Origin of the sequence: Hydrogenophaga sp., assembly GCF_025699295.1 — a bacterium.
GTDB lineage: Bacteria > Pseudomonadota > Gammaproteobacteria > Burkholderiales > Burkholderiaceae_C > Hydrogenophaga.
The window spans coordinates 1-24,669 of sequence record NZ_JAILWB010000009.1 but is presented as its reverse complement, the minus strand read 5'-3'; the positions used below and the strand labels follow the sequence as shown (position 1 = coordinate 24,669).

At 68.3% G+C, this 24,669-nt stretch carries 21 protein-coding genes; 16 read left to right on the top strand and 5 right to left on the bottom strand.

Going from position 1 to position 24,669, the window contains the following annotated elements:
- Nucleotides 1-26: 26 nt before the first annotated feature.
- Nucleotides 27-524 carry a ribosomal protein S18-alanine N-acetyltransferase gene (rimI, locus tag K5880_RS10760; protein WP_297652025.1) on the top strand — a complete coding sequence of 166 codons (498 nt, stop codon included), beginning with the start codon at nt 27-29 and terminating at the stop codon, nt 522-524.
- The gene (locus K5880_RS10755) at nt 524-1,357 is read left to right on the top strand and encodes a uracil-DNA glycosylase (protein ID WP_297651541.1); all 834 of its coding nucleotides are present in this window, start codon (nt 524-526) and stop codon (nt 1,355-1,357) included. The genes rimI and K5880_RS10755 overlap by 1 nt, the downstream gene beginning before the upstream one ends.
- A gap of 14 nt (nt 1,358-1,371) precedes the next feature.
- Here the strand turns inward: K5880_RS10755 and K5880_RS10750 are convergent, their stop codons facing one another.
- Nucleotides 1,372-2,271 (bottom strand): EamA family transporter, encoded by a 900-nt coding sequence (locus K5880_RS10750; protein WP_297651539.1) that lies wholly within the window; start codon nt 2,269-2,271, stop codon nt 1,372-1,374.
- 77 nt (nt 2,272-2,348) lie between these two features.
- Here K5880_RS10750 and pyrF point away from each other — a divergent pair, with 77 nt between their 5' ends.
- The 5 genes from pyrF (at nt 2,349) to K5880_RS10725 (ending at nt 8,088) form a co-directional block, all read left to right on the top strand.
- On the top strand, nt 2,349-3,188 hold the full coding sequence (gene pyrF, locus K5880_RS10745; protein ID WP_297651537.1) for an orotidine-5'-phosphate decarboxylase: 840 nt from the start codon (nt 2,349-2,351) through the stop codon (nt 3,186-3,188).
- Between the two features lie 155 nt (nt 3,189-3,343).
- On the top strand, nt 3,344-5,209 hold the full coding sequence (locus K5880_RS10740) for a DUF1800 domain-containing protein (RefSeq protein ID WP_297651535.1): 1,866 nt from the start codon (nt 3,344-3,346) through the stop codon (nt 5,207-5,209).
- A 10-nt stretch (nt 5,210-5,219) separates the two neighbouring features.
- Complete coding sequence (locus tag K5880_RS10735; RefSeq protein WP_297651533.1) at nt 5,220-6,680, top strand: DUF1501 domain-containing protein; 1,461 nt, start codon at nt 5,220-5,222, stop codon at nt 6,678-6,680.
- Between the two features lie 74 nt (nt 6,681-6,754).
- Entirely contained in the window at nt 6,755-7,474 is a 720-nt protein-coding gene (locus tag K5880_RS10730; RefSeq protein ID WP_297651531.1) for a glutathione S-transferase N-terminal domain-containing protein, read from the top strand.
- Nucleotides 7,471-8,088 (top strand): glutathione S-transferase family protein, encoded by a 618-nt coding sequence (locus tag K5880_RS10725; RefSeq protein ID WP_297651529.1) that lies wholly within the window; start codon nt 7,471-7,473, stop codon nt 8,086-8,088. Before K5880_RS10730 ends, K5880_RS10725 begins: the two co-directional genes overlap by 4 nt.
- A gap of 105 nt (nt 8,089-8,193) precedes the next feature.
- On the opposite strand, the gene K5880_RS10720 is transcribed toward K5880_RS10725, so the two are convergent.
- Nucleotides 8,194-9,759 (bottom strand): CYTH and CHAD domain-containing protein, encoded by a 1,566-nt coding sequence (locus K5880_RS10720; protein WP_297651527.1) that lies wholly within the window; start codon nt 9,757-9,759, stop codon nt 8,194-8,196.
- A gap of 182 nt (nt 9,760-9,941) precedes the next feature.
- On the opposite strand from K5880_RS10720, the gene K5880_RS10715 reads away from it, so the two are divergent.
- Genes K5880_RS10715 through K5880_RS10705 form a run of 3 tightly spaced genes read left to right on the top strand, consistent with a single transcriptional unit; the run spans nt 9,942 to nt 12,498 of the window.
- Complete coding sequence (locus tag K5880_RS10715; protein ID WP_297651525.1) at nt 9,942-11,114, top strand: DUF4382 domain-containing protein; 1,173 nt, start codon at nt 9,942-9,944, stop codon at nt 11,112-11,114.
- Between the two features lie 20 nt (nt 11,115-11,134).
- Nucleotides 11,135-11,638: a hypothetical protein gene (locus K5880_RS10710; RefSeq protein ID WP_297651523.1), complete on the top strand. Its 504-nt coding sequence runs from the start codon at nt 11,135-11,137 to the stop codon at nt 11,636-11,638.
- Between the two features lie 8 nt (nt 11,639-11,646).
- Entirely contained in the window at nt 11,647-12,498 is an 852-nt protein-coding gene (locus K5880_RS10705) for a MipA/OmpV family protein (protein WP_297651521.1), read from the top strand.
- A 3-nt stretch (nt 12,499-12,501) separates the two neighbouring features.
- On the opposite strand, the gene uvrA is transcribed toward K5880_RS10705, so the two are convergent.
- Nucleotides 12,502-15,564 carry an excinuclease ABC subunit UvrA gene (gene uvrA / locus K5880_RS10700; protein WP_297652022.1) on the bottom strand — a complete coding sequence of 1,021 codons (3,063 nt, stop codon included), beginning with the start codon at nt 15,562-15,564 and terminating at the stop codon, nt 12,502-12,504.
- Between the two features lie 265 nt (nt 15,565-15,829).
- Here uvrA and K5880_RS10695 point away from each other — a divergent pair, with 265 nt between their 5' ends.
- Complete coding sequence (locus K5880_RS10695; protein ID WP_297651519.1) at nt 15,830-17,008, top strand: MFS transporter; 1,179 nt, start codon at nt 15,830-15,832, stop codon at nt 17,006-17,008.
- Between the two features lie 16 nt (nt 17,009-17,024).
- Here K5880_RS10695 and K5880_RS10690 read toward each other — a convergent pair whose 3' ends face one another.
- Nucleotides 17,025-18,509, bottom strand: coding sequence for a chloride channel protein (locus K5880_RS10690; protein WP_297651517.1), 1,485 nt, complete (start codon nt 18,507-18,509; stop codon nt 17,025-17,027).
- A 150-nt stretch (nt 18,510-18,659) separates the two neighbouring features.
- Here K5880_RS10690 and ssb point away from each other — a divergent pair, with 150 nt between their 5' ends.
- The 3 genes from ssb to K5880_RS10675 all read left to right on the top strand — a co-directional run bounded on the left by ssb (nt 18,660) and on the right by K5880_RS10675 (nt 20,493).
- Nucleotides 18,660-19,148, top strand: coding sequence for a single-stranded DNA-binding protein (gene ssb / locus K5880_RS10685; RefSeq protein ID WP_297651515.1), 489 nt, complete (start codon nt 18,660-18,662; stop codon nt 19,146-19,148).
- A 111-nt stretch (nt 19,149-19,259) separates the two neighbouring features.
- Entirely contained in the window at nt 19,260-19,919 is a 660-nt protein-coding gene (locus K5880_RS10680; protein WP_297651513.1) for a response regulator transcription factor, read from the top strand.
- A 166-nt stretch (nt 19,920-20,085) separates the two neighbouring features.
- Nucleotides 20,086-20,493 (top strand): hypothetical protein, encoded by a 408-nt coding sequence (locus tag K5880_RS10675; RefSeq protein ID WP_297651511.1) that lies wholly within the window; start codon nt 20,086-20,088, stop codon nt 20,491-20,493.
- 31 nt (nt 20,494-20,524) lie between these two features.
- On the opposite strand, the gene K5880_RS10670 is transcribed toward K5880_RS10675, so the two are convergent.
- Nucleotides 20,525-21,478 carry a hypothetical protein gene (locus K5880_RS10670; RefSeq protein ID WP_297651509.1) on the bottom strand — a complete coding sequence of 318 codons (954 nt, stop codon included), beginning with the start codon at nt 21,476-21,478 and terminating at the stop codon, nt 20,525-20,527.
- Between the two features lie 242 nt (nt 21,479-21,720).
- Here K5880_RS10670 and K5880_RS10665 point away from each other — a divergent pair, with 242 nt between their 5' ends.
- Complete coding sequence (locus K5880_RS10665) at nt 21,721-23,871, top strand: PAS domain S-box protein (RefSeq protein WP_297651507.1); 2,151 nt, start codon at nt 21,721-21,723, stop codon at nt 23,869-23,871.
- A 5-nt stretch (nt 23,872-23,876) separates the two neighbouring features.
- A partial coding sequence (locus K5880_RS10660) for a PAS domain-containing protein (RefSeq protein WP_297651505.1) occupies nt 23,877-24,669 on the top strand: 793 nt, incomplete at its 3' end.

Genomic DNA, 24,669 nt, shown 5'->3' with positions numbered 1-24,669 from the left:
GCGAGCGCCGCATCGCCTTCGCGCCCATGACCGAGGCCGACCTGGACGCGGTGCACGCCGTGGAGTCCTGCGCCTATGCCCACCCGTGGTCGCGCAAGCACTTCCGCGATTCGCTGCAGTCGGGCTACCCGGCCGTGTTGCTGCTGGGCGAGGCGCTGCCGCACGAACGGGCCCAGACCGCGCGCGCCGACGGAAGCGTGCTGCTGGGCTATCTGGTCGCCATGCCGGGCGTGGACGAGATGCACCTGCTCAATGTCACCGTGGCCCCGGCGCACCAGCGCCAGGGCTGGGCGCGCTTCATGCTCGATGCGCTGGCGCTGTGGTCGCGCGCGCAGGGCGCGCAATGGCTCTGGCTGGAGGTGCGCGAAAGCAACGCGCCCGCACGCAGACTGTATGAACGCCATGGCTTCAAACAGGTCGGGCTGCGCAAGGGTTATTACCCGGCAGGGCATCTTCAGCGGGAAGACGCCGTGGTCATGAGCCTCAACCTGGTACCCGGCGACGCGGCGGAGGCACGCCCGTGATGGAACCCGACACCTCCTTCGTGCCGCAGCTCGATGCCCGCCAGCGCGCGATGCTGGCCGAAATGGGCGTGCGCGTCTGGGCGCCCCGGCCCACACCGGCGGCTGCCGCGGCACCGGCGGCCGGAACGACCACGGAGGCCCGAACGACGAGCACGGCGCCGGTGCCCGCGCGCCCACCCGTCGCGCGCCCCACGGTGGCCGCAACCGTGGCGAGCCCGTTGGCACCGCCGCGCCGGCCGGGCGACATCGACACCCTGGACTGGCCTGCCCTGCGCGAAGCGGTGGCCACCTGCCAGGCCTGTGGCCTGTGCAAGGGCCGAAAGAACACCGTGTTCGGCGTCGGCGACGTGCAGGCTGACTGGATGATCGTCGGCGAAGCCCCGGGCGAGAACGAGGACCTGCAGGGCGAACCCTTCGTGGGCGCGGCCGGCCAGCTGCTCGACAACATGCTGCGCGCCGTGGGCCGTAGCCGCGCCGGCGAAGGCGCGCAAGGCGCATTCATCGCCAACGTGCTCAAGTGCCGCCCGCCCGCCAACCGCAACCCCCTGCCGGACGAAGTCGCACAGTGCGAGCCTTACCTGGCGCGCCAGGTGGCGCTGGTGCAGCCGAAGGTCATCGTCGCCATGGGGCGTTTCGCGGTGCAGTCGCTGCTCAGGACCACCGAGCCCATCGGCCGACTGCGCGGCCGGGTGCACCGCTACGAAGGCGTGCCGGTGATCGTGACCTACCACCCGGCCTACCTGCTGCGCACCCCCGCCGACAAGGGCAAGGCCTGGGCCGACCTGTGCCTGGCGATGCACACACTCGAGACCGCCGCGCCAGGGCCTGCGTGAACAGGCCCTGATGCTCAGGTGTGGGGCACCTCCGCCGTGCGGCGCGACGGCCACAGCACCGAGGCAATGGCCACCATCACCAGCGCGACGGCGGCCCAGTCCTGCCAGCGCAGCACTTCGCCCAGCCACCACGCGCCACTGAACACGCCCAGCACGGGGATGAACATCACCGACAGGGTGGATGCGATCGGTGGCAGGTCGCGCGCCAGCGAGAGCCAGGCCACCTGCGCGAACGCGAACACGCCCAGCGCGTTGTAGACGATGGCCCACCAGATCCCGGGCGTGGGCCAGGCCCAGGCCCCGCGTTCGAAGACCAGTGCCAGCACAGTCATCCACACCGTGGTGAGCGCGGTGAGCCAGAAAGAAATCGTCAGCGTGGGCTGCGGGATGCGGGTGCGGCGCAGCAGCTGCGTGCCCAGGGCCCAGGCGGCGGCGGCCACCAGCATCATCAGCACGCCCATCGGCTTGCCCGAGAGCCGGGTGAACTCGTGCCACAGCAGCAACAGCACCCCCAGCGAGGCCGCCGCCACGCCGCCCCAGCCACGCAGGGCCAGGCGCTGGCCGAACCACCAGGCGCCGACCAGGGCCGAAAACACCGGCATGGTGTAGCCCAGGATCGCGGCGCGGCCGCTGGACAGGGTCTGGATCGCCAGGATCGCCAGCGTGTGCCAGAACAGCATGTTGAACACCGTGAGCAAGGCCAGCTCCGGCCAGTGTTCGCGCCCGATGCGAAATGGCACGCGCCGCCACCACAGGAACAGGCCCAGCACCGGCAGGCCGATCCACATGCAGATGGTGCGAAACGTCAATGGGGGGAAGCCGGTCACGCCGAACTTCATGATCGGCCAGTTGACGCCCCAGACGATGGTGAGCAGGACGAGGAGAACCAGTTGCTGGCGTGTAAGGGCGTGCATGGCAGCGATCTTAGGCGGGCACTCCGTCGAACGCCCGCCAAGGCCGCGCGAGAGGGCGCCAACTAAAATCACGCCCCATGACCTTTCTCGACCAGTTGCGCAACGCCGAGCGCCAGAACCGTTCCCTGTTGTGCGTGGGCCTGGACCCTGATCCGGCGCGCTTTCCCGCGCACCTGAAGGACGACGCCTCCCGCATCTACGACTTCTGCGCCGCCATCGTCGAGGCCACGGCCGACACCGCGATCGCCTTCAAGCCGCAAATCGCCTACTTCGCCGCGCACCGCGCCGAGGAACAGCTCGAACGCCTGATGGCGCACATGCGCAGCGTTGCGCCCCAGGTGCCGGTGATCCTGGACGCCAAGCGCGGCGACATCGGCAGCACCGCACAGCAGTACGCGATCGAGGCCTTTGAACGCTATGGCGCGGACGCGGTCACGCTCTCGCCCTTCATGGGTTTCGACTCCGTGCAGCCCTACCTGCAGTACCACGGCAAGGGCGCCTTCCTGCTCTGCCGAACCTCCAACCCCGGTGGCGACGACCTGCAGAACCAGCGCTTTGCGTCCATCGAGGGCGAGCCGCGCCTGTACGAACACGTGGCGCGCCTGGCACAGGGCCCCTGGAACCTGAACGGGCAGCTGGGTCTGGTCGTGGGCGCGACCTACCCCGCCGAGATCGAGCGCGTGCGCGAGATCGCGCCCACGCTGCCGCTGCTGATCCCCGGCGTCGGGGCACAGGGTGGCGACGCGGTGGCCACCGTCAAGGCCGGCCTGCGCACGCAGGCGGGCGAAACCACCGGCGCGATCATCGTGAATTCCTCGCGTGCCATCCTGTATGCGTCGTCCGGTGCCGACTTTGCCGAGGCCGCGCGCCGCGTAGCGCTGAAAACGCGAGACGAACTGCACGCGGCGCGCACCTGAAATTCGACAAGAGGCCGCCGGATACCCCCCAGCGGTATGGCCGCCCGGCGGATGCCGCAGGCGCGCCACACCCAGCTGTAACGACTTGAAAACCGGCCGGATCCGTGGCCGGCGGCTCCCTACACTCGCGCTCGTCGAACCGAGGAGGGATCGCCATGACGGACATCGAAGCGCCTGTTGAAACTGCGGATATGGACACTGCCGCGGCACACCACGAACCCGGATCGTCGCCGGAGAATCCTGCGTCTTCGCCCTTGCATGCCCTGACGCCGCTGGCCGCGGCGGCGCTGCTCGCGGCTTGTGGCGGCGGTGGCGGCGGCAACGATGGCGGGAACACACCCGAGGCCCCCGCCGTCGTAGGCATCGTCGACTTCCCCACCAGTGGCTTCACCCACGCAGATGCGACCAGCGATGCCGAGGCCGCGCGCTTCCTGCAGCAGGCCCAGTTCTCCTCGACCCCGACCGAAATCACCGAACTGCGTGGCATGAGCTACGCGCAATGGCTGGCCAACCAGTTCGCGAACTACCGGGGCATCACCGGCTGGAACTGGCTGGAGGCCCGGGGCTACGGCGCGGTGGACAGCAACAGCTACTTCTTCAACCACTACCCGGCCGACTTCATGATCTGGAACCAGCTGCTGGCCGGGCCGGACATGATGCGCAAGCGCATCGCGCTGGCGTTGTCGGAGTTCTTCGTGACCTCGCTGAGCTCGGCCGAGTTCACCTGGCGGTCCCACGCCTATGCGAGCTGGTGGGACACACTGATGCGCAACGCCTTCGGCAGCTACCGGCAACTGCTGGAAGACGTCACGCTGCATCCGGCGATGGGCTACTTCCTCAACACCAAGGGCAACCAGAAGGAGAACAGCAACGGGCGCGTGCCGGACGAGAACTACGCGCGCGAAGTGATGCAGCTGTTCACCATCGGCGTGTACAAACTCAACCTCGACGGCACGGAGCAGACCAGTGGCGGCGTGCCGCAGGAGACCTACGGCCAGGACGACGTCACCGGCCTGGCGCGCGTGTTCACCGGTTACGACTTCGACCGCTCCGACGGCGTGCGCCATACCGTGCCCGGGCAGAGCTACACCATCGAGTCGCGCGCCTTCGCCCGCAAGCCGATGTCGTTCAACGCCAGCCGGCACTCCATGCTGGAAGCCCGTTTCCTGGGCACCACGGTGCCCGCCAACACAGACGGCACCACCGCGCTGCGCATGGCACTGGACACGCTGTTCAACCACCCCAATGCCGCGCCCTTCTTCGCGCGCCAGATGATCCAGCGCCTGGTGACCAGCAACCCCAGCCCGGCCTACGTGGCGCGCGTGGCGGCACGCTTCAACGACAACGGCGCGGGCGAACGCGGTGACCTCAAGGCGGTGTGGGTGGCGATCCTGCTGGACGACGAGGCGCGCGGCCCGCAGACGCTGCAAAGCAGCACCTTCGGCAAGCTGCGCGAACCGATGCTGCGCTTCGTGCAGTGGGCCCGCACCTTCGGCGTGACCTCGGCCGCCGGCAGCTGGAAGCTGTTCGACCTCAACAACGCCGGCACGCAGTTGGGTCAGAGCCCGCTGCGCGCACCCTCGGTCTTCAACTTCTTCCGGCCCGGCTACGTGCCGCCCGGCACCGCGCTCTCGGCATCCGGCGCCACGGCGCCCGAGTTCCAGCTCGTCAACGAGACCACGGTGGGTGGTTACCTCAACTTCATGCAGAGCGTGATCGAGCGGGGCCTGAACTGCCCCAACCCGGCGGTGCCACAAGCCGCGTACAACAACTACGCCTACGACATCACCGCCAACTACACCCGCGAACTCGCGCTGGTGGCCGATGCCGAGGCGCTGGTGAACCACGTCTGCCTGGTGCTCGCCGCCGACCAGATCTCGTCGACCACGCGCGCCACCATGGTCAGCGCGCTCAACGCCACAGCGGTCACCACCGCCAGCACCCAGACCGTCAAGCTGCGTCGCGTCTGGGCCGCCATCCTGATGGTCATGGCTTCGGCCGAGTACCTGATCCAGAAGTAAGGGGCCCGCCATGCATTTCCTCCAGCCCGACAAGCACACGCGCCGCGCCTTCCTGCGCCGCGCCGGCCAGCTCGCCTTCACCGGTGCTGCCCTGCCCACTGCCCTGAACCTGACGGCCATGGCCGACGCCGCGGCGTTCAACGCCACCGACTACAAGGCGCTGGTCTGCGTCTTCCTGTTCGGAGGCAACGACTACGCCAACACCGTCATCAACTACGACAACGCCAGCTACGACCAGTACAGCGCGATCCGCGGCGGCGGCGCCAACCGCACGGCCGGCGGCATTGCCATCGGCCAGGCCGACATGGCGCCCACGCTGCTCCACCCCACGGTGGCGCTGCCGGGGGGGCGCCAGTACGCCCTGCACCCGTCCATGACCGGACTGGCCGGCCTGTTCAACAGCGGCGCGGCGGCGGTGCAGCTCAACGTGGGGCCGCTGGTGGTGCCGATCACGCGCCAGCAGTACCGCAGCGGCAACCGCGCGCTCTACCCGCTGCCACCCAAGCTGTTCTCGCACAACGACCAGCAGTCGGTCTGGCAGACCTCGCAAGCCGAAGGCGCCACCACAGGATGGGGCGGCCAGATCGGCGACCTCGCGCTCTCGTACAACACCAGCAGCGTGCTCTCCTGCATTTCGGTAGCCGGCAACACCGTCTTCCTCTCGGGCGACCAGGCGCTGTCCTACCAGGTCAGCACCAACGGCGCGGTCAAGATCAACAGCCTGAACAACAACGTCTACAGCTCGGCGGCAGTGCGCGCGGCCATGCTGCAACTGGCCCTGCAGACCCGCAGCCATGTGCTGGAGAACGAATACAACCTGGTCACCGCCCGCGCGGTGGGCGCCGAAAGCGCGGTCACCGGGGCCCTGAATGCGTTTCCCGCGACCAACGCGCCCTTCAACGCCTTTCCCACCGGCAACAACCTGGCCGACCAGCTCAAGCTGGTGGCGCGCCTGATCGCCGCGCGCGACAACCTCGGCAGCCGCCGCCAGGTGTTCTTCGTCTCCATGGGCGGTTTCGACCTGCACGACAACCTGGTCAACGGCCAGGCCAACCTGATGGGGCGCCTGAGCGCGGCGCTCACCGCCTTCCACGCAGCCACCGTGCAGCTGGGCGTGGCCGACAAGGTGACGGCCTTCACCGCCTCCGACTTCGGCCGCACCCTCACCTCCAACGGCGACGGCTCCGACCACGGCTGGGGCAGCCACCACTTCATGGTCGGTGGCGCAGTCAGGGGCAAGGCCTTCTACGGCAGCGCCCCACCGGTGAGCGTGGGCGACTCCACCGTCGATGCCAACGACCAGTGGCACGTGGGCCAGGGCCGCCTGCTGCCCAGCACCTCGGTGGACCAGTACGCCGGCACGCTGGCCACCTGGTTCGGTGTGCAGGGCGCCGAGATGAACGGCATCCTGCCCCACCTCGTCAACTTCAACAGCGCCGAGTACCCGAGCAACCTCGGGTTCATGGTCTGAACCCGTAGCCTGCGCGACAGGCGACGGACGCCGGCGCGCACTAGGATGCGCGCTGGTTGTTCCGAGGGTTCCGCATGATCGATCTCTACACGGCCGCCACGCCCAACGGGCACAAGGTGTCCATCGCGCTGGAAGAACTGGGCCTGGCCTACGCGCTCAAGGTGCTCGACCTCGGCGCGGGCGAGCAGCGCAGCCCGGACTATCTCGCCATCAACCCCAACGGCCGCATCCCCGCCATCGTGGACCACGAGGCCGGCGGTTTCGCGGTGTTCGAGTCGGGCGCCTGCCTGATCTACCTGGCCGAGAAGACCGGGCAGCTCATGCCATCGGACACCCAGGGTCGCTCGCGCGTGCTGCAGTGGCTGATGTTCCAGATGGGGGGCATCGGTCCGATGATGGGGCAGGCCAATGTGTTCTTCCGCTACTTCCCCGAAAAGATTCCGGCGGCCATCGACCGCTACCAGGGCGAGTGCAAACGCCTGTTCCGCGTGCTCGACAGGCATCTGCAACAGCACGAGTACCTGGCCGGCGACTACTCCATCGCCGACATCGCCAACTGGGCCTGGGTGCGCACGCACCGCTGGTCGGGCGTGGAGATCGACGACCTGCCGCACCTCAGGCGCTGGCGCGATGCGATCCGCGCGCGGCCGGCGGTGCAGCGCGGCATCGAGCGACCAGCGTCTCGGGTGGACCTCACGCGCGACGGCGACGCGGCCGCGCAGCGCTTTGCCGAGGAAGCGCGCCGCATGGTCGAAACCGGCCAGAGCCTGAAGACGCGCCAGGGGGCCGCATGAAGCTGTATGTGTCGCCCCGCGCACCCAGCCCGCGTCGCGTCCTGATGTTTCTGGTGGAGAAGCACATCAATGGCCTGGAGCTGGTCAACATCGACCTCAATGCCCAGGAGCACAAGACCGCCGACTACCGCGCCAAGAGCCCGCTGGCGCGCGTGCCGGCGCTGGAACTCGACGACGGGCGCGTGCTGACCGAGACACGCGCCATCTGCACCTGGATCGAAGGCCGCTTTTCCGAGCCGAACCTGATGGGGCACAACGCCGAGGAGCGCGCTTTCATCGAAATGGCCGACCGCCGCATGGAGTGGTACTTCATGCTGCCGCTGGCCAACGCGATCCGCCACACCCATCCGGGCCTGGCGCCACTGGAGCAGCCGCAGTTCCCGGACTATGGCCGGTCGCAGGTGGCCAAGGCACGCGAGACCGCCACCTGGCTCGACGCCGAGCTGCAGCGCCAGCCTTGGGTGGCGGGCGAGCGCTTCACCATCGCCGACATCACCGCGTTCTGCACCGTGGAGTTCGCGCGCCTTGCGCACTTCAAACCGGCCGACGAAGGCCTGCACGCGCTGCAGGCCTGGCGCGACAAGGTGGCCGCGCGGCCAAGCGCGCGCGTCTGAACGCCAGTTCCCACCACCCGCTGTGCGCACGAAGCCCGATCCGGCGCCGGGCCGCCCCAAGCCGGATCAGCCCCCTCGAGCGGCAGCGACCGAGCGTGGAGGCTCCTACCCCCAGGGCACGGGCGTTTCCTCGAGCGCCCGCTCCAGCGCGGGCAAGGCCAGCAGGCCGTGCTCCAGCTGCCCCTGCAGCTCCAGCTGCCAGCGGCGCAGCAAAGGGTTGACCAGCGCGGGAGGCGCAGATGCCAGCAAGGCCTGCGCGGTGTTCAGGTCGTTGAGCTGCCCCAGCAGTTCCTGCGCATCGGCCAGCATGGCGGTGCTGCGCTCCACCCGCTTCGGCGGCAGCAGGCTGGCCAGGAACTCCTGCGCGTAGCGCTGCTTTTTCAGCGCGATGCGCAGCGCGTGCCGGCCTTCCGGGCCGAGGCGGCGCGCTCGCCGCGCTTCCTGGCGCAGCGCGGCGTGGCGCGCGCGCAGGGTATCGCGCGCCCAGTCGGCCAGGAGTGGGGCGCCGGGGATCGCGGAACGCTCGGACGACTGGAGCCGCAGCACGGCGCGGGTGAAGGCCAGCAGGCGCAGCGCGTGCGCCGGGCTGCCCAGCGCGCGCGCTGCGCGCAGGCCGGCCGCACGGCGCTGTGCCTGCACCCAGTCGAGCACCGGCCGAAGGGCGGCGTCCGGCGCATCGGTGGGGGCAAGGCGGTCCATGCGCCGGGGCAGCCACTCGGTGGCGAAGACATCCCAGTTGCGCGCATCACCCAGTTCGCTGGCAAGGGCCTTCCATTCCTGCGCCCAATGCGCCACGAACCGGTCGGGGAGGTGACCACGAAACAGGCGCAGTCCGGTGCGCAGGCGCCGCAGCGCCACGCGCGCCTGGTGCACGAACTCCGGGTCGGGCCAGGCGCCATCGGCACCGGGCGGCACCACACCTGCCTCGTTGGCCTGCAGGTGGGTCAGGCAGCTCAGCGCGGCGGCACAAAACGCCTGCACCGGGTCCATGTCGGCGCCGATCTGCACCGGCAGCGCCTTCACTGGCTGCGGGCGCTCGCCCGTGAACAGGGCGTAGCCTCGCTCGGCCTTGCTGCGCTGGGCCGGCAGCAGCCGCAGCCCCTGCGCGGCCTGCCCTTGCGGTCCGAGCGCAAGCGTGTGCGCCAGATCCAGCAGCGCGTCCACCGGGCCGCTCAGGAGCTCGAGCTCGACCTCCAGGATGGCCTGGCGGCGGTTCCCCTCTGCGTTGCCGGTGGTGATGCAGCCCTGGTCGAGTGCCAGTTCCACCTCTGCCGAGCCATGGCACAGGCGCCAGCTGCGGCGGACGAAATCGGTGCGGAACACCGGCACGAGTTGCCAGGCCACGCCCATGAGCTGTTGCGCCAAGTCCGCGTCGTCGACCAGGGCGGCGAAGTCGAAGCGACCGGGGCGGCAGGGCGCTTCCCACTCACCGCGCCGCGACAGGCCCCCCACCGAAGAGCCCGCGGTCTTGACCGTGAGCAGCGTGCGCCTGCCCACACGGCGCTCGCGCACGGCCAGGCGCTGCGCGCGCAAGGTCAGCGTGGAGGTGTCGAAATAGGTGTTGAACAGGCGCTCGCGCCGCGGCGGTTGCGCCTGCAGCAACGGGTGTGCGAGCAGCCGCGGCAGATCGGCGGGGTGCAGTTCGAGTTTGAGTTCGGTTTCCTGGGGCACGGCGATGAGGTGCGAGCAAATGGCACAGTCTGCCAGCGTGCCCGTCGCGGCGCCACCTCGCGAGCGTGACAAGCGCTGGCGCGCGGCACTACAGCTTGTAACAGAGGTGCACCAGGGTCATCCGACAATAGCGGTTCTCCCTGCCGCGGGTGCGCGGCGAACGAACGACCCGGACCACGACCATGCACAACACACACCCTTTCCGCCGCTGGGCGGCTGCCTTGGCACTCGCCGCACTCGGCGCCTGCGGCGGGGGCGGCGACGGTGGCTCAGCCAGCGGCACGTTGCGGCTGGCGCTCACCGACGCGCCCGCCTGCGGCTACGACGAGGTGAATGTGACGGTGCGGCAAGTGCGCGTGCACCAGAGCAGCACGGCAGTGGACAGCGACAGCGGCTGGTCCACCATCGAACTGACGCCCCCGCGCCGCCTGGACCTGCTCACGCTCACCAACGGCGTGCTGGAGGAACTCGGCCAGACCGGCCTGCCCGCAGGCACCTATACGCAGTTGCGATTGGTGCTGGAGGACAACACGCCGGGCAACCCGCTGGCCAATTCGGTGATCCCTTCCGGCGGCGCAGAGACACCCCTGAAGACGCCCAGTGGCGCGCAATCGGGCCTGAAGATCAGCACCGCCCTCACCGTGGCCCCCGATCAGGTCGCCGACTTCGTACTCGACTTCGACGCCTGCCGCTCTGTGGTGGTCGCCGGCATGTCCGGCCAGTACCTGCTCAAGCCGGTGCTGCGCGTGCTGCCACGCACCGAAACGGGTGTACAGGGCGAGGTTGCCGCGGCACTGGTGGTGTCCGGCACAACGGTGTCGCTGCAGCAGAACGGCGTTCCGGTGCGTGCCACCTCGCCGGCGCCGGACGGTCACTTCAAGCTGCAACCGATTGAACCCGGCAACTACACCCTGGTCGTCACGTCGCCCGGCAGGGCGACCCTGGTGGTGAAGAACGTGGAGGTGTTCAACGGCCAGTTGCTGCGCGTGAGCCCGCCGGGCGAAAGGCTGGACCCACCCGCCTCGGGAAGCGCCACCCTGGATGGCGAGGTCACTACGGCGGTCAGCTCCATCGACGCGGAGGTGCGCGTGCTGCAAACATTGAACGGCGGCCCGACGATCGAGCTGGCGGGCGGCCCGGTGGACTCCGAGACCGGTGTTTACGACCACAACGTCGCCGTTGCGCCGCCGCAGATCGCGCTGTATGCCAACGGTGCCAGCCTCAGCTTTGTGGCCGATCCGGTCGCCCAGAATGCCTTCAGCCTGCGGGCTACCTCGGGAGGCGCAACCCGCAGCGCCGGCCCGTTCGCGCTGGTCATGGGCGAAACCCGAACCACTGATTTCGATTTCCCCTGATTCCCCACGAAAATCCCTCCATGACCTCCCGATCGCTGGCCGTCCTTCCCTCCCTGCTACTGGGCCTGAGCCTGGTGGCCCTTCCCGCCCTGGCGGAAAAACCCGACTGGGCAGGCAAGCCAGGCAAGGGAGACAAGCACAAGCTGGAGCAGCGGCAGCCCGGCAGCGATTCCGGATCGTCCCCCCGGGTGACCATCGACGTGCAGATAGGTGGCTACTTTGGCGATGCCCAGCGTCGCGCAGCCCAGGACTACTACACACCGCGCTTCAAGGCCGGCAAGTGCCCACCCGGCCTGGCGAAAAAGAACAATGGCTGCATGCCGCCGGGCCAGGCGAAGCAGTGGCAGATGGGCCGCCCTCTGCCTCGCGACCTGGTCTATTACCCCGTGCCCAGCGGCATCTCTATCCAGTTGGGCCTGCCGCCTGCAGGCCACAAGTACGTGCGCGTCGCTGCCGACATCCTGCTGATCGCCATCGGCACCGGCATGGTGGTCGACGCCATCGAAGACCTGGGTCGGCTCTGAGCCCGCGAATGTCACGCGGAGAATTGCTCTCAGCGCGGGCCGTGGCGGGCCTGCTGGGCCTGGCAGGCCTGTGCGCGCACGCCTCGGAGGCACCGGCTCGCGCCGCCGATCCGGTCGCCCTGGAAGCCAGTCGAGATTACCTGCTGGGTGCCTCGCTGGTGTCGTCGGCGCCGCTGCTGGGCAGCGACGTGGAACAACGCCTGCGGTTGCGCCCGATCTGGGCCTTCCAGCTGGGTCGGTTCCGCTTCGCCACCTCGGGCGCCAGCGCCCTGCTCAGCCAGGGCCGCAAACCCGTGGATTCGGGCGTCAGCACCGTGCTGGCTGGCGGCGATGTCTGGTCACTGAGCACTTCGCTGTCGATCGACGAAGGCCGCTCGTGGGACGACGATGCCGTCTTCCGTGGCCTGCCCGACGTCCGCGCCACCGTGCGCGGGCGCCTCGCGGCCACCGCGGCCCTGGGCAGCCGCTGGACGTATTCGGTGCGCGCCTCGCAGGACCTGCTGGGGCGGCAGGGTGGCCTGCGGCTGGACCACGGGCTGGGCTACCGGTATCCGGTGTCGTCGCAGACGCACTGGGACCTGTCGCTGGGTGCGGGCTGGGCCAACGGCACCCACCGGCAGACGCACTATGGCATCGACCCGGCATCGGCGGCGGCCACTGGCCTGCCCGCGTTCGCAATCGGTTCCGGGTGGGACAGCGTCTCGGTGGGCTGGCGAATCACCTCGGCGCTGAGCCGGCACTGGGTCGCCTTCGGCGGCCTGAGCGCCTCACAGCTGCAGGGGGCGGCGGCGCGCAGCCCGCTGGTGGGTAGAAAGACTGCGTACGGCGCCACGGTGGGCATCGCCTACCGCAACCACTGAACCTCAGACGGAAAGCAACCGGCGCAGGTAGTGCCCGGTGTGGCTGTCCGGGTGCGCCGCGACCGTCTCCGGTGTGCCCTGCGCCACCACCGTGCCGCCACCCGCGCCGCCCTCGGGGCCCATGTCGATGACCCAGTCGGCGGTCTTGATCACGTCCAGGTTGTGCTCGATCACGACGATGGTGTTGCCTGCGTCGCGCAACTGGTGCAGCACTTTGAGCAGCAGTTCGATGTCGGCGAAGTGCAGGCCGGTGGTGGGCTCATCGAGGATGTAGAGCGTGCGCCCGGTGTCGCGCTTGGAGAGTTCCAGCGCGAGCTTGACGCGCTGCGCCTCGCCGCCAGAGAGCGTGGTTGCGCTCTGGCCGAGCTGGATGTAGGTCAGACCGACGTCCATGAGCGTCTGCAGCTTGCGGTGCAGCGTGGGCACGGCGCTGAAGAAGGCGTGCGCCTGCTCCACCGTCATGTCCAGGATCTGCGCGATGTTGCGGCCCTTGTACAACACGTCCAGCGTCTCGCGGTTGTAGCGCTGTCCGTGGCAGACCTCGCAAGGCACGTAGACATCGGGCAGGAAGTGCATCTCCACCTTGACCACGCCGTCGCCCTGGCAGGCCTCGCAGCGGCCGCCGGCCACGTTGAAGCTGAAGCGCCCCGGGCCGTAGCCGCGCTCGCGCGCGGTGGGCATTTCGGCCATGAGTTCGCGGATGCCGGTGAAGAGGCCCGTGTAGGTGGCCGGGTTGCTGCGCGGGGTGCGGCCGATGGGCGACTGGTCGACGTTGATGACCTTGTCGAAATGTTCGATGCCTTCGATGGCCTCGTGCGCCGCCGGTTCGTCGTGCGAGCGGTAGAGCGTGCGCGCCACGGCGGCGTAGAGCGTGTCGTTGACCAGTGTGGACTTGCCCGAGCCGGAGACGCCGGTGACACATGTGAGCAGGCCGACCGGAAAGGCCACGCTCACACCCTTGAGGTTGTGGCCGCTGGCGTTGAGCACGCGGATTTCCTGCAGCGCACCCAGCGTGGCCTGGTGCGCGGCCTCGCGCGCCGCGCGGCGTTCGGCCGCCGGGCTGGGCGCGAAACGCGGCTTGGCGGGCGCGGGCTTGCCGGCCGGCGGGGCCTTGAGCACCGGCAGCCAGGCGGTGCGGCGCGCGGGCACGGCGATGCGGCGCGTGCCGCTCAGGTACTGGCCGGTGAGCGAGTCGGGGGTGGCCATGACCTGTTCGCAGCTGCCCTGGGCCATCACGTGCCCGCCATGCACGCCTGCGCCCGGCCCCATGTCGATCACATGGTCGGCGGTGCGGATCATGTCCTCGTCGTGCTCGACCACCAGCACCGTGTTGCCGAGATCGCGCAGGTGCTGCAGGGTGGCGATGAGGCGGTCGTTGTCGCGCTGGTGCAGGCCGATGCTGGGCTCGTCGAGCACGTACATCACGCCGGTGAGACCACTGCCGATCTGGCTGGCCAGGCGGATGCGCTGGGCCTCGCCGCCCGAGAGTGTGTCGGCACTGCGGTCCAGGCTGAGGTAGTTCAGACCCACGTCGTTGAGGAACTTCAGGCGCTGGCGGATCTCGTTGATCACGCGCGCGGCGATGTCGCCCTTGGCGCCATGCAGCTCGAGCCGCTGGAAGTAGGCCAGCGCCTCGCCCAGCGTGACGTGGCTGATGGTGTAGATCGGCTGCTTCTGTTCACCTTCGCCCACGAACACGTGGCGCGCTTCACGGCGCAGGCGCGAGCCGCCGCACTCGGGGCAGGGTTGCACGGCTCGGTAGCGCGCCAGTTCCTCGCGCACGGCGGCGCTGTCGGTCTCGCGGTAGCGGCGCTCGAAGTTGCGCACGATGCCCTCGAACGGGTGCTTCTTGCTGACCTTCCTGCCCGCACGCTCGCCCGATTCGAGCGCGTAGCTGAACTTGATCTCTTCCTCGCCCGAGCCGTAGAGCAGTACCTGCCGCACCGCTTCGGGCAGCGACTCCCAGGGCGCGTCGGCGTCGAACCGGTAGTGCGCCGCCAGGCTCTCGATCATCGCGAAGTAGTAGCCGTTGCGCCGGTCCCAGCCCTTGATGGCACCGCTGGCCAGGCTGAGCGAGGGAAACGCCACCACCCGCGCCGGGTCGAAGAACTCGGTGTGGCCCAGGCCGTCGCAGGTCGGGCAGGCGCCCATGGGCGAGTTGAAGGAGAACAGGCGCGGCTCGAGCTCTCCGACGGTGTAGTGGCACAGCGGACAGGCAAACCGGGCAGAGAAACCGTGCTCGACCGGGACGGCGCCGGGTGCAGCCTCGGACGCATCCATCTCCACGGCAATGGCGCGCCCGTCGGCCAGGCGCAGCGCGGCCTCGAAGCTCTCGGCCAGACGCTGGCGCAGCGGGTTCACCCCCTCGTCCTGCGCGCCACCATCGGCGCGCACCTTGACGCGGTCGATCACCACATCGATGTTGTGCTTTTCGGTTTTCTTCAGCGCCGGCAAGGCTTCGGCGTCCAGCACCGCGCCGTCCACGCGAAAGCGCACATAGCCCTGCGCCTGCATGTCGGCGAACAGCTCGCTGAACTCACCCTTTTTTTCGCGCGCCACCGGCGCAAGGATCATCAGGCGCGTGCCCTCGGGCAGCGCCAGCACCGCGTCCACCATCTGGGCCACGCTCTGCGCGGCCAGCGGCAGTCCGTGGTCCGGGCAGTGCGGTGTGCCGGCGCGGGCGTAGAGCAGGCGCAGGTAATCGTGGATCTCGGTCACCGTGCCCACGGTGGAGCGCGGGTTGTGGCTGGTGGCCTTCTGCTCGATGGCGATCGCCGGCGACAAGCCTTCGATCAGGTCCACGTCGGGCTTGTCCATGAGCTGCAGGAACTGGCGCGCGTAGGCCGACAGGCTCTCCACGTAGCGGCGCTGCCCTTCGGCGTACAGGGTGTCGAAGGCCAGGCTGGACTTGCCCGAGCCCGACAGGCCGGTGATCACCACCAGCGAATGCTTGGGGATGTCGAGGTCGATGTTCTTGAGGTTGTGCGTGCGCGCGCCGCGCACCGAGAGAAAGGCACTGGCGTGCCGCAGCGCGGCGGCCAGGTAGCGAGGCGATGGCTCCCCCACGGCGGGGGTTTCACGTGCGGCATCGCCCGACGATCCAGGCAGTTTCAGGTCCGGGGGCAGGTTCTGGTTCAAGGCAAGGCGGAGGAGTTCAGGGCAACCTGACATGATAAGCCGCGACGCGGTTTCACGCCCTCCCGCCCGGCGCGCACGCGCCTTTCGCGGACAATACGGCGTCTGCCTGCCCCGCCCTCGCGGCCCTTCTCCCTTGTCCTCCCTGAGCTCTACCCCCGTCACCCCGGCGATCCCTCCTGCCGACAGCGCCCGCATGACCGCCACCGAGCGCCGCGCCAGCGGGGCCCTGGCGGCCATCTATGCGCTGCGCATGCTCGGCCTGTTCCTGGTGCTGCCGGTGTTCGCGCTGCAGGCCCGGCACTATCCCGGCGGCGACGATCCGGCGCTGGTGGGCCTGGCCATGGGCATCTACGGCCTCACACAGGCGCTGCTGCAGGTGCCGCTGGGCATGGCGTCCGATCGCCTGGGGCGCAAGCCCGTGATCCTGGCGGGTCTGGCGGTGTTCGTGCTGGGCAGTTCGCTGGCGGCCTGGGCACCGAGCCTGCCCTGGCTGGTGGCTGGCCGCGCGCTGCAGGGCGCGGGGGCCATCTCCGCGGCGGTCACGGCCTTGCTGGCCGACCTCACACGCGACGAGGTGCGCACCAAGTCCATGGCGCTGGTGGGCATCAGCATCGCCCTCATGTTCGCGCTCTCGCTGGTGGCTGCGCCGCTGCTGGTCGCACACATCGGGCTGGGCGGCCTGTTCGCCCTGACGGCCGCGCTGGCCCTGCTCGGCATGGCCGTGATCGTCTGGGTCGTGCCGCCCGAGCCCGCGCTGCACCAGGCTGCGGACCGCGGCGGCCTGCGCCAGGTGCTGGCCCATGCCGACCTGCTGCGCGTGGACCTGGGCGTGTTCGTGCTGCATGCGGTGCAGATCGCCATGTGGATGGCCGTGCCCGCGCTGCTGGTGGAGTCGGGCGTGGCGCCCCCCGAGCACTGGAAAGTCTATCTGCCTGCGGTGCTGGCCTCGCTGCTGATCATGGGCGGTCTGTTGTTCCGGCTGGAACGCATGGGCCACTTCAAAGCGGTCTACCTGGGTGCCATCGCGCTGATCGGCCTGGTGCAACTGGGTTTCCTGTTCAGCCTGCAGGCGCCTTCGCTCTGGGGTGTGGCCGTGCTGCTGTGCCTGTATTTCGTGGGCTTCAACACCCAGGAAGCCAGCCAGCCCAGCCTGGCCTCGCGGCTGGCACAACCGCACCAGCGTGGCGCGGCACTGGGCGTCTACAACACACTGATGTCGCTGGGCATCTTCACCGGAGGCAGCCTGGGCGGCTTGGTCGCCCGGGCCTGGGGCAGCGCCGGCATCTTCGCCGTGAGCGCGCTGCTCATGCTGCTGTGGTTCGGTGTGGCCTGGCGCATGCGGACCCCTCACTCCGCCAGCGCGCGGCCCTGAACGGGCCAACCGACCGCTACCGGGGAGTCTCGGGTGAAGAAGCAGCCGGTGGCTCGTCGCCGGCGCCCGCTGAGGTCGGCTGTTGGGGCGCGCCGTCGCTGCCCGATGCCCCGGAGGCTGCAGCGCCCGCAGAGGTTGTCGGGGCCGACTCCGCACCCTCCTGCGGCGGCGCACCGGTCTTGCTCACCGCGTTGATCATCAGCGCCGACAGTGCCGAGTAGAGCGGACGGCTGATCAGGCGCGCAATCAGGCTGGCAAGCATGGCCGACGCCATCAGGCTCAGCACCATGGAACGTCCGTTGATCATCTCCATCACGATGATGAAGGAGGTCAGCGGTGCCTGGGTGGTTGCAGCCAGGAAGCCCGCCATGCCCAGTGCGATCAGGCTCGGGGCCAGTGCGCTGGTGTTGCTGCCCCCCAGTATCTGTGCCACGTCGTGGCCGACGCCGCCACCGATGGACAGCGAGGGCGCGAAGATGCCACCGGGCACACCGCTCCAGGTGGTCAGCCAGGTGGCCACCAGCTTGAGCAACACGTACAGGCGCGACACGTCGCTTTCGCCAGCGAGCATGTTGCGCACCTCCTCGGCACCCGCACCAAAGGTGGCGCCCCCGCTGACGAGGCCGATGACCGCCACAGCCAGCCCGCAGAGCGCGGCAAAACGAACCGGGAAGCGACGGCGGTAGGCGCTGAAGCGGTCGGGCAACCCTTCGATGGATGCAGCCAGCAGGCGACTGAAGAGGCCACCCAGCACGCCGCACAGGATGACGACCACCAGGCCCGGCAGGAAAACACCCCAGCTCAGGCGCGGCACCTCGATGGAGCCGAAATAGGTCAGATTGCCGTAGAAGGAGATGCCGACCAGACCAGCCAGCACGATGGCCGCGATGATCAGGCCGTTGTTGCGCGACTCCATCTTCTTGGACAGTTCCTCGATCGCGAACACCACCCCCGCCAGCGGCGCATTGAACGCCGCGGCGATGCCGGCGGCGCCCCCGGCCACCAGCAGCGCATGATCGTTCATGGCCGATCCCGGCCGCAGCCAGCGGCGCGCGTCGTGCATCACCCCGGCGGCCACCTGCACCGACGGGCCTTCGCGCCCGGCCGACAGCCCCGCGAGCATGCTGGCCGCGCCCAGCACCATCTTCGCCAGCGTCAGCCGCAGCGACACCAGATGGCGACGCGCCTTCTTGTCCACTCGGGGGTCGATCGCGGCCATGACCTGCGGAATCCCCGAGCCAGCTGCGCCAGGAAAGAAGCGCCGGGTGCACCACACGATGAGCGCGGTCAGGCAGGGCGTCCAGATGAGCACCGCCCAGGGGGCGATCTCGTGCAGGTGCTTGAACCACTCGAACGCCGTCTCGCTGAGGTACGTGAACGCAACGACAAAGAGGCCTGCCACCACCGCGTAGCCGAGCACGATGCTGCGGTCCAGCCAGGCGCGGCCATCGGAGAATTCGTCCTGCAGGTTCTGAAAAAAGTCCGGCTCGCGATTTTTCATGGAGGCCTGCATTATTCACCCTTGGGGGCAAGCCCCTTCCAGAACAGCCCCAGCCGACCTCCCTGCGGGGCATTGGCTTGCGGCACAATCTCTCCGGTCGGCGCTGAGTTCTCGCAGCGCGCCGCTCACAGGACAATCAAGGAACCCAGCATGGCATCCGTCAACAAAGTCATCCTCGTCGGCAACTGCGGACGCGACCCCGAAATCCGCTACCTGCCCTCCGGCCAGGCCGTGGCCAACGTCAGCGTGGCCACCTCCAGCCGCCGCAAGGACAAGAACAGCGGCGAGATGATCGAGGACACCCAGTGGCATCGCGTCACCTTCTACGACCGCCTGGCCGAGATCGCCGGCGAGTACGTCAAGAAGGGACGCCCGATCTACGTCGAGGGCCGCCTCAAGTACGGCAAGTACACCGACCAGGCAGGCGTTGAGAAGAACACTGTGGACATCATCGCCACCGAACTGCAGCTGCTCGGTGGCCGCGAAGGCATGGGCGGTGGTGACGAAGGTGGTGGCAGCTACTCGCGCCCCGCTGCTGCGCCCCGCGCGCCCGCGCCCGCTCCCCGGCAGGCCCCTGCCGCAGCACCGGCACGCCAGTCCAGCGGTTTTGACGACATGGACGACGACATCCCGTTCTGAATACCCTCTGATGCGGCTACGGGTCCGGACGGGGACAGCGCGGTGATCGAGACACTGCACAATGCCGGTCATATCGAGGCATGATCGATCCTCCCGTACGGTATTTTGCCCATGATCAAAGTCGTCGTCGCTGAAGACCACGCCCTGGTTCGTCAGGGCATCGGCATGCTGCTCGCAGCCAGTGGCGAATTCAAGCTCGTGGCGGAAACAGCTCTGGGCAGCGAGGTCGAGTTGCTGGTGCAGTTCCATCGCCCCGACCTGCTGCTGCTGGACCTCGCGCTGGGCGACAGCTCCGGCATCGAGGTGGCGCGCAAGGTCAAGCGGGTCGCGCCACAGACGCGCATCCTGGTGGTCACCGGCAATGTCTACCCGGGTTCCGTGGCCAACGCCTTTGCTTCGGGGGCCGATGGTTTCGTGCTCAAGCACGAGCAGGGCAACGAGCTGCTCGGCGCCATTCATGCGGTGCTCTCCGGGCGTCGCTACGTGAGCCCGCAGGTCGCCAAAGCCATTGGCAGCTCGACGGGCCAGCCCGCACGGGGCGTCGACAACTCGCGGGTGCTCACGCCACGGGAACAGCAGATCGTGCGCATGGTCGCCAAGGGATGCAGCAACCAGGAAATCGCCGATACCCTGCACATCAGCGTACTCACAGCGCGCAAGCACAGACAGAACGTGATGCTCAAGCTTGACCTGCACAACGGTGCGGAGATCGCCGCCTACGCCATGAAATCAGGACTGGCGGAAGCGCCTTCCGTGGACGGAAACCTGTAGTTCCACACGCACTCTCGAGCTGTCGCCCCCGTGGGGAAAATCAAAATAGTGCTCATGCATTATTGAGAGCGATACCCCCCACCCGCATACTTCCCCCTGGTGATCGCGCCCATTCCCGACAAGGTGAGCAACGCGATTGAAGTCCACAGGACCAACGGGACAGATCATGAAGATCAATGCAGTGACGCAAGGTGTCATCAAGCGCCTGGGCTTCAAGAGCCCGGTGCCAACGCACGACGGCATCGACTCGGAGTTGAGCCCCGTGTCGATCCCCGAGGATTACAAGGCGCTCATCACGCAATGCTTTCGCAGGATGGGTCTGCCGGAGGACGGCATCTGCATCAGCGTGCGCCCGGTGGGCCAGCGCTCCTGCGGCCAGGATGTCTATGCCGCGTTCGTCAAGGTGACGCGTTGGGACGCATCGGTGGCCAGCATCTTCAACGAACTGCCCACCATCGAGAAGATGATTGATCGCGGCATCCGCCGCAGTGACATGCCGCGCTACAGCAGCTTCGCCGGCGTCTGGTTTCGCTCGCCTCCGAAGCGTGAAGAAATTCCTGCCGCCGTGCACTGAACCGAGCACGGGCCAGCCAGCCCCGGCTTCCTCATTCCAGCCCGAACTGCTCGGAAAGCAACCCGGCCTCCGCGTACAACGCGTAGCGCGCCACGCATGCACGGGCCGCCTTTTGCGTGGTCTCGCGTCGCAACTGACTGTGCTCAATGAGCGCGGCCGCCAGTTCATGTGCCGGCCGAACCCCGATCCTGAAACCGTTCTCGGCGTCCAGCCGTGCACGGTCGGCCTGCGTGGCACGCTCCCTGACCCCGGCATGGTCTGCAACCGCCCGCTCGTAGCGCTCGCGGGCGTCCGCGAAAGGAGACGCCGCCTTCCTGCAAGCATCCTGCATGCGCGCAGTCCACTCACACAGGTCCTCCGGTGTTGGAGCCTCCCAGGGCTCCATGGCATTTCGACGCCGAGCTCGCGCTCGCGCCAGCTGCTTCAGCGCCGCGTCGCGGCCCAGGTAGCGCCATTCGCTGGCACGTGCCAGTCGCGCCATTTCAACGGCATCGACGGCCTCGAACCTTGGGGCAGACTCTTCCAGTTGCACGGGCAACAACCGTGTCAGCCTTGTGAACACCCGACCCGCCCGGTGCCAGGCGTCGCCCGCCATCATCACGGTCCGGCGCATTTCCGCCGCGGCCCTTTCCAGCTTGCGCATTTCGGGGGTCGGCTCCCCGCCCACCCGGGCGCGCAGGATGTGGCACAGGCGATCGAGGCCGGTCTGAGTCTCCAGCACGTCCAGCATCTGCAATCGCGCGGTGTTCAACGCATGGCATGCTTCGAATACACCCAGCAGGCGAGCGTCGAGTCCCGCAGGCGATGCGCTGCGGTCCTGTTCAATGACGTCTTGCAACCCCTGTGCGACAAGACGCAGCACCGCTTGAACGTCCACGAAAGGCTGGTGCACTTCCAGTGGCCTCAGAGGGGCTGGCGATGGCTGAATATCCAGTGGGAGCCCGCGCGTGTTTCGCACATCGGGCTCTTCGCAAAGCGCGAGCATGTCGACTCCTCTCCGCATGGGTGGGCATCGTTTGTGGTCACCGTAGTGTCCAGAGGCTGCGCTCATGCGCCAATAACTCGCTCGCACTATTTGTCGATCCTCCATGGCGCACGGCACCTTGCCCCCGCGCTACCATCGGATCCACCACCGCACGCCGTTCCGTCTTCGTGATGCCAGATCCCAGCATTCCATGGAAGCTTGTGCCCGGACTTGGGGTCCGCCTGCGTCCGGATGGGTCTGTCGTGGAGGCGTCCACTGCGTTCGCGGATCTGCTGGGTACGGCGCAGGGTGGGAGCCATTGGCTGGAACGGCTGACCCGACCCTCGCGCGATGCACTGGTGGCAGCGCTGCAAACGCCGGCGGACTTCAACCTGACACTGGAATTGCTTGGCGCTGCACCCACCTGGCTGGCTTGCTCAGGCTGGGAGTCCACTGATCAGGCGCATCACGACTGCTTCCTGTCCGACATCACGGCCAACGAATCCGCGCGCCAGAAGGCGCTAGAGCTCACCAACCGCCTGCACCTCGTGTTCAACCATCTGCGCCTGATGGTGGCCTACTTCGGTCCGCGGCCGGAACGCCGATGTCTGTTTGCCAATGCGCGATATGCGCAGTTGTTCGGCCTGGACGAAAACTCCATCCTTGGTCTGCCTGTGGCGCAAATCATCGACGCGGCGCTGATGCGGGATGTGTTGATGCAGCGGCCCTTTTTCGAAAGCCTGGAAACCGTCTCATTCGAATGCGGCGTGCGGCGATCCGACGGGCGACACCGCTGGCTGGAGGTGACGATGGTCCCGGATCTGGACACAGAGCGCCGGGAGCTCGGCACCTACGTGCTGATGATGGACATCACGCAAGAGCATGAAGCCAAACGCTCGCTGCGCGAATCCGAGGACCGGCTGGCGAAGTTCATGGAGGCCAGCGCCGAGGGCGTGATATTCCACCGCGACGGCCTCATCACCGACGTCAACCCCGCAGCTTGCCGCCTGCTCGGCGAACCGGCCGGGCACCTGCTCGGCAAGGAGACCCTGCAGCTCCTGGCCCCTGAACATCGACCACATGCCCGGCGCGTGATCACACAGCACAGCGACACGGCCTACGAGGGCGAACTGCTCACCCATGACGGCGAGCGGATTCCGGTGGAGGTGATCGGGCGTTCGATGCTGCGCAACGGCGAACACCTTCGCATGGCCGTGGTGCGCGACATCAGCGACCGCCGCGAGGCACAGCTGCGCATCCGCGAACTCATCGCCGGCCTGCGCACCGAGAAGGACAGGGCCGAAGCCGCCGACCGCGCCAAGTCCGTCTTCCTGGCCGCAGCCAGCCACGACCTGCGCCAGCCCATCCATGCCCTGAGCCTGTTCCTCACCGCGCTGCGCTCCATGGCCCAGGCCCCCAGCGTGTCCCCTGGCGAACTCGCCGAGATCTGCCGCCGCATGCAGGCCTCCCTGGACGGCCTGGGCCAACTGCTCAACATGCTGCTGGATGTCTCCCGTCTGGACGCCAATGCCGTGGAGATCGCCCGCAGCCCCACCAGCCTGGCCCAACTCTTCACCGAACTCGATCAGGACTTCCACCCGCTCGCCCGCGAGAAGGGCTTGCGCCTGCGCGTGCTGGGCAGCTCCCTGTGGGTCGACACCGACCCCACCGTGCTGCGCCGCATCCTCGCCAACCTGCTCTCCAACGCCGTACGCTACACCCAGCGCGGGCGCGTGCTGCTGGGCTGCCGCCGCCGCGGCACCGACGTCGAGATCCAGGTCTGGGACCAGGGCATCGGCATCCCCGCCGAGCAGCGTGATGCCGTCTTCGAGGAGTTCTATCAGATCGGTCAGGCCGCCGCCCTGCGCCACGAGTCCCATGGCCTGGGCCTGGGCCTGTCCATCGTCAAGCGCTCGGCGCAGTTGCTGGATGCGCCGCTCGATCTGCGCTCGCAGCCCGGGCGCGGCTCCATGTTCTGCATCCGCGTGCCGGTTTGCGCGCCCCCAGAGCCTTGCGCGCCCAAGGCATCAGAAGCGTCCTTTGCCCGTGCCGCGCACGGCATGGGCGTGCTCGTCATCGACGACGATGCCCAGGTGCTCAGTGCCATGCACAGCGTGCTCTCGGCATGGGGGCACCGCGCTTTCTGCGCCCTCTCGCCCGACGAGGCCGTGCTCCTGGCCATCACGCACACCGACAAGATCAACCTGCTCATCTCCGACTACCGCCTGGGCGGCAACGTCACCGCCCTTGACGCCATCCACGCCGTGCAGGCCTGCCTGCCCCGTCCCGTGCCCACCTACATCCTCACCGGCGACACCTCCCCGCAGCGTATCCACGAGGCTTCCATCCTCGGCTTCCCCCTCCTGCACAAACCCGTGCAGGCCTCCGCCTTGCGCAACATCCTGGAAACCTGACCGACATGGAGCGCAGCCCCTCACTGCCTGATCGGCCAGCACCCTGGTGGCACGACCTGCCAGGTCTGGTGCTGGTTGCAAGCGCCACAGGGGAACAGGTCTACGCCAGCCCCGCGCTCGACGCCTTGATGGGTGCGACCGGCAGAGGCAGGGACAGCCTCTCCGCGCTGACGCCGGAATCGCGGCAGGCGCTGCATGAACGGCTGGTCCGCAAGTCCGACTTCCAGCTCGATCTGCACTGGGCACCGAACGGGCAAGGCCATGCCGGTGCACGCAGCTTCGGCTGCAGCGCCACATGGATGCCGGACCCGGGACTCCATCTGTGCATATGGGTCGACATCACGGCTCCCCTGCAGGCTTGCTCGGGCGCTTGTGTCGAGAGTCAGTTTCTGCAAACGCTCTGCAATGCGATCCCCGTCATGGTTTCGTACTACAGCTACCCGCTGCGCTGCGCGTACGCCAACAGCCACTACGCGCGGCAGTACGGCCATGATGAGGAATCGATCGTGGGACTGACGATCGAGCAGGTTCTGGGCCGATCGAACTTCGAGGCCCAGCCGTTCCGCGAACAGGCATTCCAGCAGCGCAAGGCCATCACCTACGAGCGCTTCTTCGTTCGCGAGGATTCGCACGCCCAGTGGTTCCTGGTCACCCTGGTACCGCTGGAAGATGCTCAGGGGAGCATCGTCGGCGCGGTAGTGATGAACCAGGACATCACCCAGCGCCGACTGGCCGAGCAGGCACTGCGCGAATCCGAGGACCGGCTGGCGAAGTTCATGGAGGCCAGCGCCGAGGGCG

Bases quoted from the DNA above. Each gene is read 5' to 3' on its own strand.
- rimI (WP_297652025.1), top strand. From the start codon at position 27: ATGACCGAGGCCGACCTGGACGCGGTGCACGCCGTGGAGTCCTGCGCC.
- K5880_RS10755 (WP_297651541.1), top strand. From the start codon at position 524: ATGGAACCCGACACCTCCTTCGTGCCGCAGCTCGATGCCCGCCAGCGC.
- K5880_RS10750 (WP_297651539.1), bottom strand. From the start codon at position 2,271: ATGCACGCCCTTACACGCCAGCAACTGGTTCTCCTCGTCCTGCTCACC.
- pyrF (WP_297651537.1), top strand. From the start codon at position 2,349: ATGACCTTTCTCGACCAGTTGCGCAACGCCGAGCGCCAGAACCGTTCC.
- K5880_RS10740 (WP_297651535.1), top strand. From the start codon at position 3,344: ATGACGGACATCGAAGCGCCTGTTGAAACTGCGGATATGGACACTGCC.
- K5880_RS10735 (WP_297651533.1), top strand. From the start codon at position 5,220: ATGCATTTCCTCCAGCCCGACAAGCACACGCGCCGCGCCTTCCTGCGC.
- K5880_RS10730 (WP_297651531.1), top strand. From the start codon at position 6,755: ATGATCGATCTCTACACGGCCGCCACGCCCAACGGGCACAAGGTGTCC.
- K5880_RS10725 (WP_297651529.1), top strand. From the start codon at position 7,471: ATGAAGCTGTATGTGTCGCCCCGCGCACCCAGCCCGCGTCGCGTCCTG.
- K5880_RS10715 (WP_297651525.1), top strand. From the start codon at position 9,942: ATGCACAACACACACCCTTTCCGCCGCTGGGCGGCTGCCTTGGCACTC.
- K5880_RS10710 (WP_297651523.1), top strand. From the start codon at position 11,135: ATGACCTCCCGATCGCTGGCCGTCCTTCCCTCCCTGCTACTGGGCCTG.
- K5880_RS10705 (WP_297651521.1), top strand. From the start codon at position 11,647: ATGTCACGCGGAGAATTGCTCTCAGCGCGGGCCGTGGCGGGCCTGCTG.
- K5880_RS10695 (WP_297651519.1), top strand. From the start codon at position 15,830: ATGACCGCCACCGAGCGCCGCGCCAGCGGGGCCCTGGCGGCCATCTAT.
- K5880_RS10690 (WP_297651517.1), bottom strand. From the start codon at position 18,509: ATGAAAAATCGCGAGCCGGACTTTTTTCAGAACCTGCAGGACGAATTC.
- ssb (WP_297651515.1), top strand. From the start codon at position 18,660: ATGGCATCCGTCAACAAAGTCATCCTCGTCGGCAACTGCGGACGCGAC.
- K5880_RS10680 (WP_297651513.1), top strand. From the start codon at position 19,260: ATGATCAAAGTCGTCGTCGCTGAAGACCACGCCCTGGTTCGTCAGGGC.
- K5880_RS10675 (WP_297651511.1), top strand. From the start codon at position 20,086: ATGAAGATCAATGCAGTGACGCAAGGTGTCATCAAGCGCCTGGGCTTC.
- K5880_RS10670 (WP_297651509.1), bottom strand. From the start codon at position 21,478: ATGCTCGCGCTTTGCGAAGAGCCCGATGTGCGAAACACGCGCGGGCTC.